This window comes from Blautia luti (assembly GCF_033096465.1).
In the GTDB taxonomy this organism is placed as follows: domain Bacteria; phylum Bacillota; class Clostridia; order Lachnospirales; family Lachnospiraceae; genus Blautia_A; species Blautia_A luti.
Map to the genome: position 1 here is coordinate 1,562,379 of NZ_AP028156.1, position 14,259 is coordinate 1,576,637.

14 protein-coding genes are annotated in these 14,259 nt (G+C 52.0%); all 14 read left to right on the forward strand.

Annotated elements, in window-relative coordinates; translation table 11 throughout:
* The first annotated feature begins 10 nt into the window (after window positions 1-10).
* The 14 genes from R8695_RS07335 to R8695_RS07400 all read left to right on the forward strand — a co-directional run bounded on the left by R8695_RS07335 (window position 11) and on the right by R8695_RS07400 (window position 14,231).
* On the forward strand, window positions 11-529 hold the full coding sequence (locus tag R8695_RS07335; protein ID WP_154779931.1) for a hypothetical protein: 519 nt from the start codon (window positions 11-13) through the stop codon (window positions 527-529).
* 1 nt (window position 530) lies between these two features.
* Complete coding sequence (locus R8695_RS07340; RefSeq protein ID WP_154779930.1) at window positions 531-983, forward strand: hypothetical protein; 453 nt, start codon at window positions 531-533, stop codon at window positions 981-983.
* Window positions 984-1,209: 226 nt separating this feature from the next.
* Window positions 1,210-1,779, forward strand: a complete 570-nt coding sequence (locus tag R8695_RS07345) for a type II toxin-antitoxin system PemK/MazF family toxin (RefSeq protein ID WP_154779929.1) — start codon at window positions 1,210-1,212, stop codon at window positions 1,777-1,779.
* Window positions 1,776-4,205 carry a phage/plasmid primase, P4 family gene (locus tag R8695_RS07350; RefSeq protein WP_154779928.1) on the forward strand — a complete coding sequence of 810 codons (2,430 nt, stop codon included), beginning with the start codon at window positions 1,776-1,778 and terminating at the stop codon, window positions 4,203-4,205. Before R8695_RS07345 ends, R8695_RS07350 begins: the two co-directional genes overlap by 4 nt.
* Window positions 4,206-4,556: 351 nt before the next feature.
* Window positions 4,557-5,624, forward strand: coding sequence for a methionine adenosyltransferase (metK, locus tag R8695_RS07355; RefSeq protein WP_154779927.1), 1,068 nt, complete (start codon window positions 4,557-4,559; stop codon window positions 5,622-5,624).
* Between the two features lie 3 nt (window positions 5,625-5,627).
* The gene (locus R8695_RS07360; protein ID WP_154779926.1) at window positions 5,628-5,987 is read left to right on the forward strand and encodes an HNH endonuclease; all 360 of its coding nucleotides are present in this window, start codon (window positions 5,628-5,630) and stop codon (window positions 5,985-5,987) included.
* Between the two features lie 401 nt (window positions 5,988-6,388).
* On the forward strand, window positions 6,389-6,697 hold the full coding sequence (locus R8695_RS07365) for a DUF2256 domain-containing protein (protein WP_154779925.1): 309 nt from the start codon (window positions 6,389-6,391) through the stop codon (window positions 6,695-6,697).
* Entirely contained in the window at window positions 6,678-7,181 is a 504-nt protein-coding gene (locus R8695_RS07370; RefSeq protein ID WP_154779924.1) for a hypothetical protein, read from the forward strand. Before R8695_RS07365 ends, R8695_RS07370 begins: the two co-directional genes overlap by 20 nt.
* Window positions 7,174-7,401, forward strand: coding sequence for a hypothetical protein (locus tag R8695_RS07375; protein ID WP_154779923.1), 228 nt, complete (start codon window positions 7,174-7,176; stop codon window positions 7,399-7,401). The genes R8695_RS07370 and R8695_RS07375 overlap by 8 nt, the downstream gene beginning before the upstream one ends.
* Before the next feature lie 21 nt (window positions 7,402-7,422).
* Window positions 7,423-8,691 carry a site-specific DNA-methyltransferase gene (locus tag R8695_RS07380; RefSeq protein ID WP_154779922.1) on the forward strand — a complete coding sequence of 423 codons (1,269 nt, stop codon included), beginning with the start codon at window positions 7,423-7,425 and terminating at the stop codon, window positions 8,689-8,691.
* Window positions 8,684-9,457, forward strand: a complete 774-nt coding sequence (locus R8695_RS07385) for a DNA-methyltransferase (protein ID WP_154779921.1) — start codon at window positions 8,684-8,686, stop codon at window positions 9,455-9,457. Before R8695_RS07380 ends, R8695_RS07385 begins: the two co-directional genes overlap by 8 nt.
* Window positions 9,454-11,709, forward strand: a complete 2,256-nt coding sequence (locus R8695_RS07390) for a DNA cytosine methyltransferase (protein WP_154779920.1) — start codon at window positions 9,454-9,456, stop codon at window positions 11,707-11,709. The genes R8695_RS07385 and R8695_RS07390 overlap by 4 nt, the downstream gene beginning before the upstream one ends.
* A 223-nt stretch (window positions 11,710-11,932) precedes the next feature.
* Window positions 11,933-13,060 (forward strand): hypothetical protein, encoded by a 1,128-nt coding sequence (locus R8695_RS07395; protein ID WP_154779919.1) that lies wholly within the window; start codon window positions 11,933-11,935, stop codon window positions 13,058-13,060.
* A gap of 232 nt (window positions 13,061-13,292) precedes the next feature.
* On the forward strand, window positions 13,293-14,231 hold the full coding sequence (locus R8695_RS07400; RefSeq protein WP_154779918.1) for an amidoligase family protein: 939 nt from the start codon (window positions 13,293-13,295) through the stop codon (window positions 14,229-14,231).
* Window positions 14,232-14,259: the final 28 nt, after the last annotated feature.

The window sequence follows — 14,259 nt, forward strand, 5'->3', positions numbered from 1 at the left end:
GAGGTGCAGTATGGCAGACGAGATGGATTATATGGCACAGGCAAAGGAACTGGCTGATTCCTACAGGCTGCTGGTACGCAGGCGGGATATGCTCCGGCAGCAGTACGAGGATTCCCGGTCCTGGTTTTACACTAAGGATGAGATCATCTATAAGCTGTCGCAGGGCGCACATGAGGAATCCGAGCACGTACAGACCAGTGGTACATCGAATCCGGTGGAGCGCACCGTGCTGAACTGTGACAAGGTGCTGGCATCCATGAACCGGGAAGTACAGACCCAGCGCACCGAGCAGTTTCTGGAACCTTACTATGAAGTCTGTGAACAGATTGAACTCTTTGAGATAGGACTTCGCAGTTTGCGCGGACAGACCCGGCTTGTGGCAGAGCAGCTGTTTGTAGATGGGAAGAAGCAGTCGGAGATCACAGGGGCAGAGGGAAAACTGCTAACCCGTCGAAACGTAGTCCGGGAAAAAGAAAATGCTTTGCAGGGAATTGCGGCTGTGATTCGCTGGAGAAGGGAGGGAGCATAATATGCAGGCAGAAGAAATTATGGAGAAGAAAATTGCTTCAGCAATGGAGGTCTGTAAAAAGTACAATCGTATCAAGGCCGATGGAAAAAAGGCAGAGGCGGTATGGAAGTATAATCTGGATATGGCTGCGGATGCCAAATATCCAAAAGAAACCGAAATGTATGAGGAATATGCAGACAAAGCTCTGGCTGGATTCAAGGCTTCGATTAAATGGCTGAAAATAGTAGACAGAGCTATGAGAATGGTTTTGCCTTACGAAGCCGAGCAGGTTTTGATACAGCATTTTGTTGAGGGAAAGCCGCTCAAATCTATTCGTGGAGGACGGAACCAGTATATGTCCAGAACCACAGCAACAAAGTATAAGAAAATCGGAATCCAAAAACTGGCTGATAATATTTCTTCTGTTGAGGCCGACTTGAAGAAGCTGGAGGAGACTCTGGAAAATTCTTTGTGATTTGGACATGATGCGGTCTTAAATGAACGCAGATGAACATTTTTCCAGTTTACCGTACACTGGCTTTTTGCTATACTTTAAACTAGGAAAATAGGAGAAACGAAGGCGTGGAAAGTCCGGGAGCAGAAGATGCTGTCCGGTATTTTTTATGCCTTTTTACATTTTGTGCCGCCTAAAAGTGTGAACTTGGGCGGCCTTTTGCTATCAACATGGAGGTGATATCCTGATGGGACGAAAGAAAAGTAATGCCCGGCCGGTAGAGCGCGGCCGCAAGATCCATGTCAATAAATACATCAACCAGCGTGGAAAAACGAAGCCGCACCGCAGATCAGAGGCGTCCTGCAAGCTGACATCGAAAGAACCTCAGTTTCACGAGATGACAGCTGACCAGTGGCCGGCAACAAAGACACCGAAGCAGTATGAAATCTGGTTTGCAGAATTGGGGAACCATTATGGCACTTCGGTGCAGAGCGGAAACCGTCCGGTGCTGGTCATCAGCAACGATATGGCAAACCGCAATTCTCCGATCATCACGGTGATCCCGATGAGTTCTAAGCTGAAGAAGCTGGAACTGCCGGTACACATTCCAGTCACCTGGAGAGACTGCGAAATGCTCCGGGATGAAGAACTGGAAGAATCAATTCTGCTGGTGGAGCAGATCACGACCATTGACAAGATGGTTCTGTGCAGCCGGCTCTGCCGTGTGACCTCGGCCAAGAAAAAGCAGGAGATCGAAGTTGCTGTTAAAAAGCAGTTTGCGATGCAGGCTTGTACGGGAAGGGAGGCGCAGGCATGATGGACATCAAGAACATTCCGGGCAAGCTGAAAATGACCTGCAGCTTCTGTGTCTGGAAATTTGAAAAGCGCAATGGACAGAAAACGAAGATGCCGTACAACCCGGCAACGGGAGAACGGGCAAAGATCAATGACCTGCGTACATTTTCAGATTTCAAGAATACCCTCGTCACCTATGCGATGGGCGGTTATGACGGTATCGGTATTGCAGTTGGCAACGGAATCGGTGCTTTTGATATCGACCACTGTATCCGGGAGGATGGCACGCTGAACGATACAGCGGATACTGTTCTTTCCATCTTTCCTACGGCTTACGTGGAAAAATCTCCGTCCGGGAAAGGACTGAGAGGTTTCTTCTGTGTGCCGGAAGACTACGTCTATGACAAGACGGTCTACTACATCAACAACCGCAGCAAAGGTCTGGAAGTGTATATGCCCGGTGCGACGAACCGCTTCGTCACCGTAACGGGAGATGTTTACCGCACAGGTGAGATCCCAAACGATGAAACGGCAATGACAACACTGCTGGACACGCTGATGAAGCGAAACAAGCAGGTGCAGCAGACCCATTTCCAGCACCATTCGTATCTGGATGATGAGGCAGTTATCGCACACGCCAATGAAGCCAGCAACAGTGATAAATTCAAAAAACTCTTTGCCGGTGACTGGGAAGATCTCTATGGCAGCCAGTCGGATGCAGATATGGCGTTACTGTCCATTTTGGCATTCTGGTGTGGCTGCGATGAGGAGCAGATGGATCGCATCTTCCGTACATCGGGCTTGATGCGTGATAAGTGGGATCGCAAGCAGGCTGGTTCGACCTACGGTGCGATTTCCATCCGCAATACCGTCAATACCTGTTCGGCTGTCTATATGCCGGTCAATGTGCAGGACATTGTCGATGAGGAATTTTCCAAGCTGGATGAGGATGATTATATCGAGTTTCAGCCGGATCTCACCAAGATCACAGTTACTCTGGAAGAAATGGCTCCGCATACAAATGCCCGGTATGGAAGAAATGAGATCGGTATGGGCAATATGTTTGCGGATTATTTCAAGCAGATCGCCCGGTACAACAGTGAGCGTAAAGGCTGGTATGTCTATGACGGCTCTGTCTGGCGGCCGGACAAAGGAAATCTCAAGGTGTCGGAACTGGCAAAGCTGCTGGCTGATAAGCTGTATGTGTTTGCCCTGACGATCACCGAAGAGGATGCCAGGAAGCGGTTCATCGACCGTGTCCGAAAGCTGCAGCTGCGTAAGAACCGGGAAACGATGATGAAAGATGCCATGTCCGTGTATCCGATCTCCATGCAGGCGTTCGACAGGAACAAGTATTTCTTTAATTGCAAAAATGGAACGCTGGATATGCGGACACTGGAATTCAGGGAGCATCGGCCGGAGGATTATCTCACAATGGAATCCGGTATTACCTATGACCCGGATGCAGACTGCCAACGCTGGCACTCGTTTATCAAGGAAGTCATGTGCGGTGATGCAGATCTGGCAGACTTCCTTCAGCGTTCTTTGGGATACGCCCTGACAGGAGACACCTCGCAGGAGTGTATGTTTATCCTTTACGGTGCCACTTCCCGAAACGGAAAAGGTACTGCAATGGAAACATTCCTGAAGATCATGGGCGACTACGGAAAGACATCAAATCCGGATATGCTGGCAGCTAAATTCCGTGGTGGGAACACAGGCGGACCTTCGGAAGAAGTGGCTCGTCTGGTCGGTTCCAGATTCGTAAATATCTCTGAGCCGGAGAAGAAGATCACATTCAATGCAGCTCTCGTAAAAAGAATGACCGGCAACGATACCATCAACGCCCGATTCCTGAATGAGAACAGCTTTGATTTTGTGCCAGTGTTCAAGATTTTTATCAATACGAACTACCTGCCCAATGTTAATGATATGACCCTGTTCCAATCCGGCCGACTGAAAATCATACCGTTCAACCGTCACTTTGAAGAGGGAGAACAGGACCAGGGGCTGAAGGGGCAGTTTGCGAAGCCGGAGAACCTGTCAGGTATTTTCAACTGGTGCTTGGAAGGGTACAAGAAATATTGCCAGCGAGGTCTGGAACTTCCGCAGGCTGTCACAAAAGCTACGGAAGATTACAAGGATGATTCTGATCGAATCGGACAGTTTATCGAAGCGTGGCTGGAAAAAGATAATGAGGCTGAACTTCGGACCGCTGCAGCATACCAGTTGTACACAAAGTGGTGTGAGGAGAATGGTTATTCTTCGGAAAACCAGAAGAACTTCAAAAATGCCATCGGCGTGCATTTTACAGTGGCTCGAAAACGGCCCAAAGGCGGTGGCGGCCAAACGACGCTGATTCTCGGCTGTAAATTCAAGGAAGTGGAAGAAGGGGCAGAGGATCAGACTGTGCAGGATGCTTACAAGCCCAAAGACAGCCTTCTGTAAACTTTTTTCGTGGATTTCGGGCTGCGTTGTAGCGAGTAGCAGGTTTGTAGCCGAGATTTCATACCCCTTTTTATTATTACTTTCTTTTATAGCTTTCTTATATAAAATTCAGCTACATAGTTGCTACGTGCTACATGAGTTGAAAAGAAGAAAAGCAAATAAGAGAATTTGAGGTCTGCTTTTCATCTGGGTGGCCCGGCTTTTTGAACAGCCTCATTTTGTGAGAGACAGAACGTGGTTCTTTTAACCGAAATATTTAACCGAGACAGAGCAGGCAGTCTTTGTGGGAGCCTATTTGTGGGCATGGGCAAAGGCGGCCTGCTTTGTGATACATGAAAGAGAGGACAGAACATGAGTAAGATTATTACCTGTGAACAGGTCAGCAATGGTCATCCCGATAAGATCTGTGACCAGATCGCAGATGCCATCGTGACCGACATTCTCCAGCATGACAGGAACGCCCGTGTGGCAATCGAGTGTCTGCTGAAAAAGAGCCAGCTTTTTATTGCCGGCGAAGTCACTACCGATTATCGGCCAAACTACAACCAGATCGTTCACGATGTGTTCAACCGCATCGGTGCTGAAAAGCTGGGTTGGAACCTGACCGAGCTTCTCCGCATCGGCATTCTGGTGGACAAGCAGTCGCCGGATATTGCACTGGGTGTGGACAAGGGCGGAGCCGGTGACCAGGGCATCATGTATGGCTACGCCACCAACGAGACGGCAGAGCAGATGCCGATTCCCTACATGGTCGCCACCAAGTTCCTGCAGCTTCTCAAGGCACATCCGTCTAAGATGTTCCGTGCAGATGCCAAGGCGCAGGTCAGCTACGATTACGACACCGGACGCATCACCACATTCCTCTGCTCTGTGCAGCACAGCCCAGATGTGGAGGTCAGCGACTTCCGGCACATCATCGAATCCATGATGGTGCTTGCCGCCTGCGAGTATGGTCTGGACGGTGACTTCACGAAGCTGGTCAATCCGACCGGCCGTTTCGTTCTGGGCGGCAGCTACGCCGACTGTGGTGTGACTGGTCGGAAGCTGGCGTGCGATACCTACGGCGGCATTGGTCGCATGGGTGGCGGTGCTCTGAGCGGTAAAGACCCCACCAAGGTGGATCGCTCCGCAGCATACATGGCGAGGAAGATTGCCAAGGACATCGTGCAGGCGGGCTACGCTGACAAGTGCGAAGTCCAGCTGGCCTACGCCATCGGTGTGGTACAGCCGGTAGGTGTGGCTGTGGAGTGCTTCGGTACTGAGCACCAGTCCCTTGACTTCATCGAAGCCTATGTCCATGACAGCTATGACCTGACCCCACAGGGTATCATCAAGCGGCTGGGACTGCTGGATGTAGATTACAACAAAGTCAGTGCTTACGGTCATTTCGGTAAGGCTGGTCTTCCGTGGGAGGACTGACCTATGCCGTACAGACCAAAGACACCGTGCCATCACCCCGGCTGCCCGGAGCTGGTGGAAGCCGGCCAGCTCTACTGTGAGAAGCACCTGCCTCTCCATCCAGAGGTGACCCGCCCGGCAGCGAAGCGTGGATACAACAGGCGGTGGCAGAAAGCCAGAAAGTCGTATCTGGAAGCTCATCCACTCTGTGTGCAGTGTGCCAAGCAGGGCAAGTACGTCCGGGCAACGGTTGTGGACCATATCATTCCACACCGTGGTGACCAGAAACTTTTCTGGGACCAGAATAACTGGCAGTCGCTCTGCAAAAGCTGCCACGATAAAAAGACGCTGACCGAAGACATCAACCCGCCCTACTCCTACTGACACCCCCGCCGGGGGCCGGGGTCACTTCTCTACGGTGAAGTCACACGGAGACCGGTGCGCCCTTTTCCGTGAAAAACCGCAAAATTCATAGGCCGGGGGTCAGAGGAATAACGGCGCAAAATGAAACAGGAAAATGTACAGGCATCGGAGCTTCGGTTCCGGTGCCATTCTTTTTCCCCGAAATGAACCAAAGTGTGTGAAACCTCTCGTAAACAGGGAGCTTTCGCACATTTTAGCTTGTTCCGGGAGGAGCAGGGGCGAGCGAGAATCGGCCGCCGCAACAACAATCCAACCTGGCGGGGCGGTGCCGATTTCCACTTCGCCGCTTTTCGTATGAATTATGAGATTTTTCTAAGAAACCGCCGAAGAAACGGCGAAAAATGAGAGTGAGGTGAGGGCAGATGGAAGACTACACGGCTGAGATGATCAAGGACATGGCGTTTTCGTTCTGTCCTCAGTGCGGCACGGCAATCATACCAAACCACAAAGGCAGACCACGGAAGTTCTGCTCTCCGGAATGCCGGTCACGGTGGAACAACACCCATCCGAAGCCGGAGAACTGGAAGACCGTGCGGTCGAAGATCTGCCCGGTGTGCGGCAGGGAGTTTTCCTATCGGCATCAGTACGGGTTGGAACGGAAATATTGCAGCCGGGCTTGTGCCAACCGGGGCAGAGGAAAGGAGGCAAAAGATGCAGCCGTTGAGTATTGAACGGGATGTCAGAAGAAATGGCATCCGTATGGATTGTGTTTTTGAAGGAACGGCGTTTGATACTGCCAGGGAGCAGGTGAGGACGCTGCGGCTTTCTGGAACGAAACTTTCTCAGATCGCAGAGCAGACGGGAATGCCTGTGGAACAGGTGATGGATTACTGCCGGGAACTGGGATTGCCGGAAATAGGAAGCTGCCATCTGGTGCCGCCGGGCCGAGTGAAAGAACGCAGATGTCCAGTCTGTGGAAGAATCATCGGGCAGAGTGGAAGAGGTGCGCCGAGAAAATATTGTTCGGATGAGTGCTATGCCGAATATGAACGAAGGAATTATAAACGGGAAAAGGCTGGCAGGGTAGCATTCTGTCAGAACTGTGGCCGTCCGTTTACGGCAATCTGCGAAAGCAGGAGTCAGCGGATGTTCTGCAGCAGAAATTGTTATTTTGAATTTCGATATGGAATGAAGGAGGCGAAGGAGCATGAGTGAAAAGGTGATCGGTGTGTACCCATTGTTCAACACCGGGGGTATTTGTGTACATGCAATCGACTATGCGGAAGATAAGGTCCTGGCATCTGTGAACGGGGAAAACCCGGAATGGTGCGAGATGGCAGAGAAACCGCAGCCAGAAGAAGATGGCAGTGAAATGGAGTCGGGCTTTTTGTTCGGCTCCTTTTTCGTGCCGTTCTCCGGGGTCATACGCATGTGAATCTAAAACGGGAGGGCTTACATGAAAGCGACTGCTGAACTAAAGATGCTGCCGGTGTCCGTACTCAAGCCGGCTGCATACAATCCCCGGAAAAAGTTGAAGCCGGGGGATAAAGAGTACGAGAAAATCAAGAACTCCATCACGGAGTTCGGCTTCGCAGATCCTTTGGTGGTCAATGCAGACATGACGATCATCGGCGGCCATCAGAGACTGACTGTTGCAATGGAACTGGGATACACAGAAGTGCCTTGTGCGGTGGTGGACATCGACAAGACCAGAGAAAAAGCTCTGAACATCGCACTCAACAAGATTACGGGTGCATGGGATGATTCTCTGCTGGCGGATCTTTTGAAGGACATCGAGGATTCCGATTTCGATCTCGGAAAGACGGGTTTTGACCCGCCTGAGATTGAGACTCTGTTCAACAAGGTCCACAGCAAAGAGGTCAAGGAAGATGACTTCGATGTGGAATCCGAGTTGAAGCAGCCATGCTTCTCCAAAGAGGGTGACCTCTGGCATCTGGGAAAGCATATCGTTCTGTGCGGTGATTCTACCAAAGCAGAATGCTACAACACCCTGATGGACGGAACCAAGGCAAATCTGGTCCTTTCCGATCCCCCTTATAACGTGGATGTGGAAGAGACTGCCGGTAAGATCATGAATGACAACATGGGCGATTCGGAATTCTACCAGTTCCTTCTGGCAGCGTTCCAGCAGATGCACGACCATCTTGCAGACGACGGTTCCATCTACATCTTCCATGCAGATACGGAAGGGCTGAACTTTAGAAAGGCATTCAAGGATGCCGGGTTCTACCTGTCCGGGTGCTGTATCTGGAAGAAGAATGCGCTGGTGCTGGGCCGTAGTCCTTACCAGTGGCAGCACGAACCGTGTCTCTACGGCTGGAAGCAGAAGGGGAAGCACCAGTGGTATTCCGACCGGAAGCAGACGACCATATGGGAGTATGACCGGCCGAAGTCCAACAAGGATCATCCGACCATGAAGCCCATCGGCCTGATGAGCTATCCAATCCGCAATTCCACTATGACCAACGGCATCGTCCTCGATCCGTTCCTCGGCAGCGGCTCGACCCTGATCGCCTGTGAGGAGACCGGCCGTGTGTGCCGGGGCATCGAGCTGGACCCGAAGTTCGTGGATGTGATCGTGAAGCGGTACATCGAACACAGCGAAGGTCATTACGATGATGTGTATGTCATCCGGGATGGGCAGAAGCTGAAGTTCGAGGAGGTGGCGACCTTCGAGCCGGAAAGCGAGGATGCCGATGCCTGATGTGAAATGTGTTCTCATTCACGACAACTTCCAGAACTTCAAGTCTTATAACATCCCCAAGGCACAGCTGGTGATCGCAGATATTCCGTACAACATCGGTACAGATTTCTACGCCAGCCGGCCGGACTGGTATGTGGATGGCGATAACAAAAACGGGGAGAGCAGCAAGGCGAGGAAGGCGGCGTTCAATACCGACTTCACCTTCAACATTGCAGAGTATTTCCACTTCTGCAACCGCCTGCTGAAGAAAGAACCCGGCACGGGCGAGAAGGATGCGCCGTGCATGATCGTGTTCTGTGCGTTCCAGCAGATCCCGAAGGTGATCACCGAAGCAGAGAAATACGGCTTCAAGAATTATATCCCTCTGGTGTTCTGCAAGAACTACAGTCCGCAGGTGCTCAAAGCCAACATGAAGATTGTGGGTGCAACAGAGTATGCGCTGGTGCTGTATCGGGGAAAGCTCCCGAAGTTCCGTAATCTCGGTGAGGACGGAAAGCCCCACATGATCTTCAACTGGTTTGACTGGAAGAGGGATGGCAAGGAATATCCGAAGATCCATCCTTCCCAGAAACCGATCTCTGTGCTGAAACGACTGATCGAGACCTTTACAGATGAGGGCGATGTGGTCATTGACCCCTGCGCCGGCAGCGGTTCCACGCTGAGAGCAGCAAGAGAACTGGGGCGCAACAGCTACGGATTTGAAGTGTCCAGAGATTTTTACCGGAAAGCAAATGAGCAGATGCTCGGAGAGGAGGCTTCCGCATGAGCACAGAACAGAATAAGACTTTGACCCTCGGCAGCCTCTTTGATGGCTCCGGGGGGTTTCCGTTAGGCGGTCTTCTGACTGGGCAGATCACTCCGCTGTGGAGCAGCGAGATCGAGCCCTTTGCCATCCGGGTCACGACCAAACGTCTACCACAGGTGAAGCACTACGGAGATGTATCCGTCATCAGCGGCGCAGACCTGCCGCCTGTGGACATCATCACCTTTGGCAGTCCCTGTCAGGATATGTCCATCGCGGGTAAGCGGGACGGTCTGGATGGTTCACGGTCCAGTCTGTTTTACGAAGCAATCCGAATCGTGAAGGAAATGAGGTGTAAGACCAATGGAGAAAAACCAAGATTTATCGTGTGGGAGAATGTGCCAGGGGCCTTCTCCTCAAACAAAGGACAGGACTTCAAAGCAGTCCTCGAAGCCGTCATCGGTGTTAAAGAACCGGCCGCCTCGGTGCCTGCGCCTGAGAAGAAAGGATGGCCCGACGCTGACTACTACGTGGGAGACGGATGGAGCGTCGCATATCGAGTTCTTGATGCACAATGGTGGGGCGTTCCCCAAAGACGAAAACGTATCTACCTTGTCGCAGATTTTGCAGGTCAGAGTGCCCCAGAAATATTATTTAACTCCGAGGGCTTGTCTCGGTATTCTGCGGAGGGCTTCCGTGCGTGGCAAAGAGCTGCCGCCGGTGTTGAAAGCGGCACTGGAGAGGCAGGCTGCAACGGAGCAGGAGGACGGATCTGTCTGAACGACCAGGGCGGAGAGCGGATGGATGTGACAGAGGAAGTGACAGCCACCCTCCGTGCGGAGGCACATCATCCCCCGTGTGTTATGGAAGCAGCTGGTTTCTGTACCGAGCATTCCGCAAATGCCAGAAGCATCGGATATGAAGAGGAGCGGTCACCGACTCTCCGAGCTGGTGTCGTACCGGCCGCCATCGCACTGGAAAATCATCCTGCTGACAGCCGGGTGAAGATTTCCGAGGATGGTAAGGTGCAGACACTGACAAGCCGGTGTGGTACGGGTGGCGGTAATGTCCCGATGGTTATGGATGCTGTTGAAAATTCAGTGGAAAGCCAGGTGAAAGATGTTGAAAACTCCCCGGCGGTCACGTTAAAGATCCGTTCCGGATGTGAAGGTGGCGGAAAGGGAGCCATCTGGCAGGAAGAAAAGTCTGCCACTCTTGGCTGCAACAACGACCAGACACTGTTCGTTCCGAAATGCTATGGTGTCTGCTCAAAAGCCAGCCACTCCATGATGTCCGACAATCCGCACAGCGGTTTTTATGAAGCGGAGACCTCCCGGACACTGGATCGCAGCGGTGGAGACCCGACTTGCAATCAGGGCGGCATCTGTGTGGTAGAGCCGGTCGCCTTTACTCAGAATCAGAGGGATGAAGTCCGGGATCTGGGAGATAAGTCGGCGGCACTGGCAGCAGAGCCGGGGATGAAGCAGCAGACATTCGTGGCACAGCCGGAAGATGTGACAGCTTTCCATGTGAACCAGCGCAATGAGCTGATTGACCTGCATGGCAAGTCCGGGGCTTTGATGGCGACCCGGAGTGATCAGATGCAGACCTTTGTCCTGCAGGGCAACATGATCGGTCGCAAAGATGAGAATGGCCCACAGGGGGATGGTGTCAATGAGGATGTCTGCTTTACACTGGATGCCACTGACCGCCATGCAGTCTGCGCACCGGAGGATGTGTATGCCATGACCACCGGCTCCTATATGCAGGTGGCAAAAGAAGTCGCACCGACTCTGATGGCACGGGATTACAAAGACCCGACCACCATCGCACCGGCACCACATCTGAACGAGGGTGTGGCTGGTACTGTGGCGACCGGGGCACATCCCAGCGGCTTCAATGGGCAGGATGCTTTCAATGACCGTCTGGTCATCGACAACCCGGAGGCACAGTCCACCCCTGTGACCTACACCGTCCGCCGCCTTACACCGACCGAGTGTGCCAGACTGCAGGGCTTCCCGGACTGGTGGTGCAGAGACCTTGGAACGGAGAATCCGACCGAGGAAGAGCTGGCGTTCTGGACAGATGTGTTTGAAACGCACCGCAAGATCGTGACCCATGCCAAGAAGCCGAAGACGGAGAAGCAGATCCGGAAATGGCTGGCTGACCCGTATACGGATTCGGCAGAGTACCGTATCTGGGGTAACGGCATTTGTTTGGCCAACGCATTTTTTGTTCTGGCCGGCATCGCATGGTGTGCAGGTCTGGAAGAATAAAATGGCCCGCTATATTACTAGGTAGAAAGTGACCCGGTGATATGGTGGGCTTACATATCGGGACTATTTACACAAATGAGTTAGCATCTCATTGTGTAAAGGGTCGAACATAAAGATTATTCGGAAATGGACTTGCTATTTGCCCGGTTCAGAGTGATATATGTGCTACCGAAAAAACATCGGGATGCACAAAAACAAAATAACGAAAAAGGAGCGATGAATTATGTTGAAGTTTGAACTAAATGTAGAGGAGCGCAAAACACTGGCAAAGCGGATGGAGGAGCTGACAGGCATCCATCCTTACTATACCAAGGCGCCTCGGTATGCGTATGACATCGGAAATTACACCATTGACCGGGATGGCAACCTGCTGGTGGAGGCGGAAAATGCAGATCTGGAATTGCTGACCACGCTGATGAACGAAGGTCTGATCCGCGGCGGCGAGGATGTGGATGCAGAGACTTTGCAGGGAACTGCAGACGAACAGCCTGCGGTAGACCTTGCCGAGGGTGTCCAGATGATTCCTGCAGTACATCCAAATGAGCAGGAGACCTGTGAAGGGGATTCAGAAGAAGCCGAGGAAGATGGGGAATCCGAAATGGAGAGTGCAGAGCAAATCCCATCGGAAGAAGGTGGGGAGCAGCCTGTGGCAGAGGAAGCAATCCCTCTGGATGCGGATTTTTCTTTCCCGATTAGTCAGCATAACGGCGTATCGCTTCGCAACCTGGTCAATCTGATCTACAGCAGAGGGGAACTCATCAGCAAGGCAACGGACGGCATTTTCCTTGCCGATAAGGGGTTGGTGGATGCCTTGAAGGATGACAGCTGCACTTATGCGGTAGCAAATTTCATTCATGCGCTCAAAGAGTATGAAGAACAGCATGGTGCTTCCTTGGAAGGCTTGACGATCACAGATGAGAAAGTTACCTTTACAGGTTTCCCGACGGCACCGGATTATGACCACCTGACTGCATTCGGACACCTTGCGATTCTGATGAACCAGCAGGCTATCAGCCAGAAGCGGATTCAGGCAAAAGAGGTGAACGATTCCAATGAGAAATACGCTTTGCGAACTTGGCTTCTGCGCCTTGGCATGAATGGCCCGGACTTCAAGCAGACCAGAAAGATCTTGATGGAGAACCTTTCCGGCCATGCGGCTTTCCGCACGGATGAGGAAGCACAGAAGTTCCTTGCAAGGGAAAAGGCAAAACGGGATGCCCTGAAAGCCGCGAAACAGGTGGCACAGGAGGGCAGTGCCTCCGCTGGGGAAACGATTGCATCAGCAGATGCCGAGCCGACACAGCTCGGCTGTGGGGCAGACACGGCGCAGATGCTGGAGGCGGGAGCGTAAGCTCTCAAGCCCCCAGTGGGGGCCGGAAAATATGCGAGACCCTCTTCCATTGTACTGATATTAGCTCTGAAAATGTACATTATCAAGCGGATAAACTGCAGAAATGTACACGATCATTCCTCTCAATATTTGTCGAATATATGTTCTTTTATATTCTTGCTATTATCCGCACCTGACGGTAATATGCACATACCGAAAGGGAAAACAAGGAAAAAACAAAGGAGAACATACCATGAACGATAAAACAAGAGAGCAGATTGAAGCCATGAAGAACCAGACCATCGGAGTTGAGATCGAGATGAACAACATCACCAGAGAAAAGGCGGCAAGAAAGGTCGCTGAGTACTTCGGAACCAGAGCATGGAACGCAGCCGGCGAGTACGGATATTACAGCTGGGCTTGCAAAGACCAGCAGGGCAGGGTTTGGAAATTCCAGAGGGATGTGAGTATCTACGGACCGGACGCAGAAAAATGCGAACTGGTCACCCCGATTCTCACCTACGACGACATCGAACCCCTGCAGGATATCATTCGGTTGCTCCGCAAGGCGGGAGCAAAGAGTGGTCCAAGCCGCGGATGCGGAGTACACATTCACATTGGCAAAGGCGACCACACTGCAAAGACTATCCGAAACTTGGTCAATATCATGGCGGCGCATGAACAACAGATTGGCAGAGCCATCCGCATCGATGCAGCTCGAACCGGACAGTATTGCCAGCTGATCAACCACCGATTTCTTGAACGACTGAACCGTGAGAAGCCGACTACCATGCGCCAGCTGGAAGACATCTGGTACGAAGGCAATGGCTCCAGCTGGGAAAACCGGAATGCCCACTACAATTCAAGCCGTTACCACATGCTGAATTTACATGCCACCTTCACAAAAGGAACCATTGAATTCCGACTTTTCCAATTTGCAGACCCTGCGGATGGCAAGCGCAACGGACTGCACGCCGGCGAAATGAAAGCCTACATTCAGCTTTGCCTTGCGATGAGCCAGCTTGCCAAGATGGTCAGAACGGCAAGCCCAAGACCCCAGCAAACAGATAACGACAAATACGCAATGCGGTGTTGGATGCTCCGGCTGGGATTCATCGGCGAGGAATTTGCAACGGCAAGGGAAATCCTTCTGCGGAATATGGAGGGCAACGCATCCTGGCGGAACAAATAAGCCGGAATGCACGGGCACCTTTCGGGCG

What these genes read in the sequence shown, in the direction of transcription:
- R8695_RS07335 (WP_154779931.1), top strand. Translation starts at nt 11, where the DNA reads ATGGCAGACGAGATGGATTATATGGCACAGGCAAAGGAACTGGCTGAT.
- R8695_RS07340 (WP_154779930.1), top strand. Translation starts at nt 531, where the DNA reads ATGCAGGCAGAAGAAATTATGGAGAAGAAAATTGCTTCAGCAATGGAG.
- R8695_RS07345 (WP_154779929.1), top strand. Translation starts at nt 1,210, where the DNA reads ATGGGACGAAAGAAAAGTAATGCCCGGCCGGTAGAGCGCGGCCGCAAG.
- R8695_RS07350 (WP_154779928.1), top strand. Translation starts at nt 1,776, where the DNA reads ATGATGGACATCAAGAACATTCCGGGCAAGCTGAAAATGACCTGCAGC.
- metK (WP_154779927.1), top strand. Translation starts at nt 4,557, where the DNA reads ATGAGTAAGATTATTACCTGTGAACAGGTCAGCAATGGTCATCCCGAT.
- R8695_RS07360 (WP_154779926.1), top strand. Translation starts at nt 5,628, where the DNA reads ATGCCGTACAGACCAAAGACACCGTGCCATCACCCCGGCTGCCCGGAG.
- R8695_RS07365 (WP_154779925.1), top strand. Translation starts at nt 6,389, where the DNA reads ATGGAAGACTACACGGCTGAGATGATCAAGGACATGGCGTTTTCGTTC.
- R8695_RS07370 (WP_154779924.1), top strand. Translation starts at nt 6,678, where the DNA reads ATGCAGCCGTTGAGTATTGAACGGGATGTCAGAAGAAATGGCATCCGT.
- R8695_RS07375 (WP_154779923.1), top strand. Translation starts at nt 7,174, where the DNA reads ATGAGTGAAAAGGTGATCGGTGTGTACCCATTGTTCAACACCGGGGGT.
- R8695_RS07380 (WP_154779922.1), top strand. Translation starts at nt 7,423, where the DNA reads ATGAAAGCGACTGCTGAACTAAAGATGCTGCCGGTGTCCGTACTCAAG.
- R8695_RS07385 (WP_154779921.1), top strand. Translation starts at nt 8,684, where the DNA reads ATGCCTGATGTGAAATGTGTTCTCATTCACGACAACTTCCAGAACTTC.
- R8695_RS07390 (WP_154779920.1), top strand. Translation starts at nt 9,454, where the DNA reads ATGAGCACAGAACAGAATAAGACTTTGACCCTCGGCAGCCTCTTTGAT.
- R8695_RS07395 (WP_154779919.1), top strand. Translation starts at nt 11,933, where the DNA reads ATGTTGAAGTTTGAACTAAATGTAGAGGAGCGCAAAACACTGGCAAAG.
- R8695_RS07400 (WP_154779918.1), top strand. Translation starts at nt 13,293, where the DNA reads ATGAACGATAAAACAAGAGAGCAGATTGAAGCCATGAAGAACCAGACC.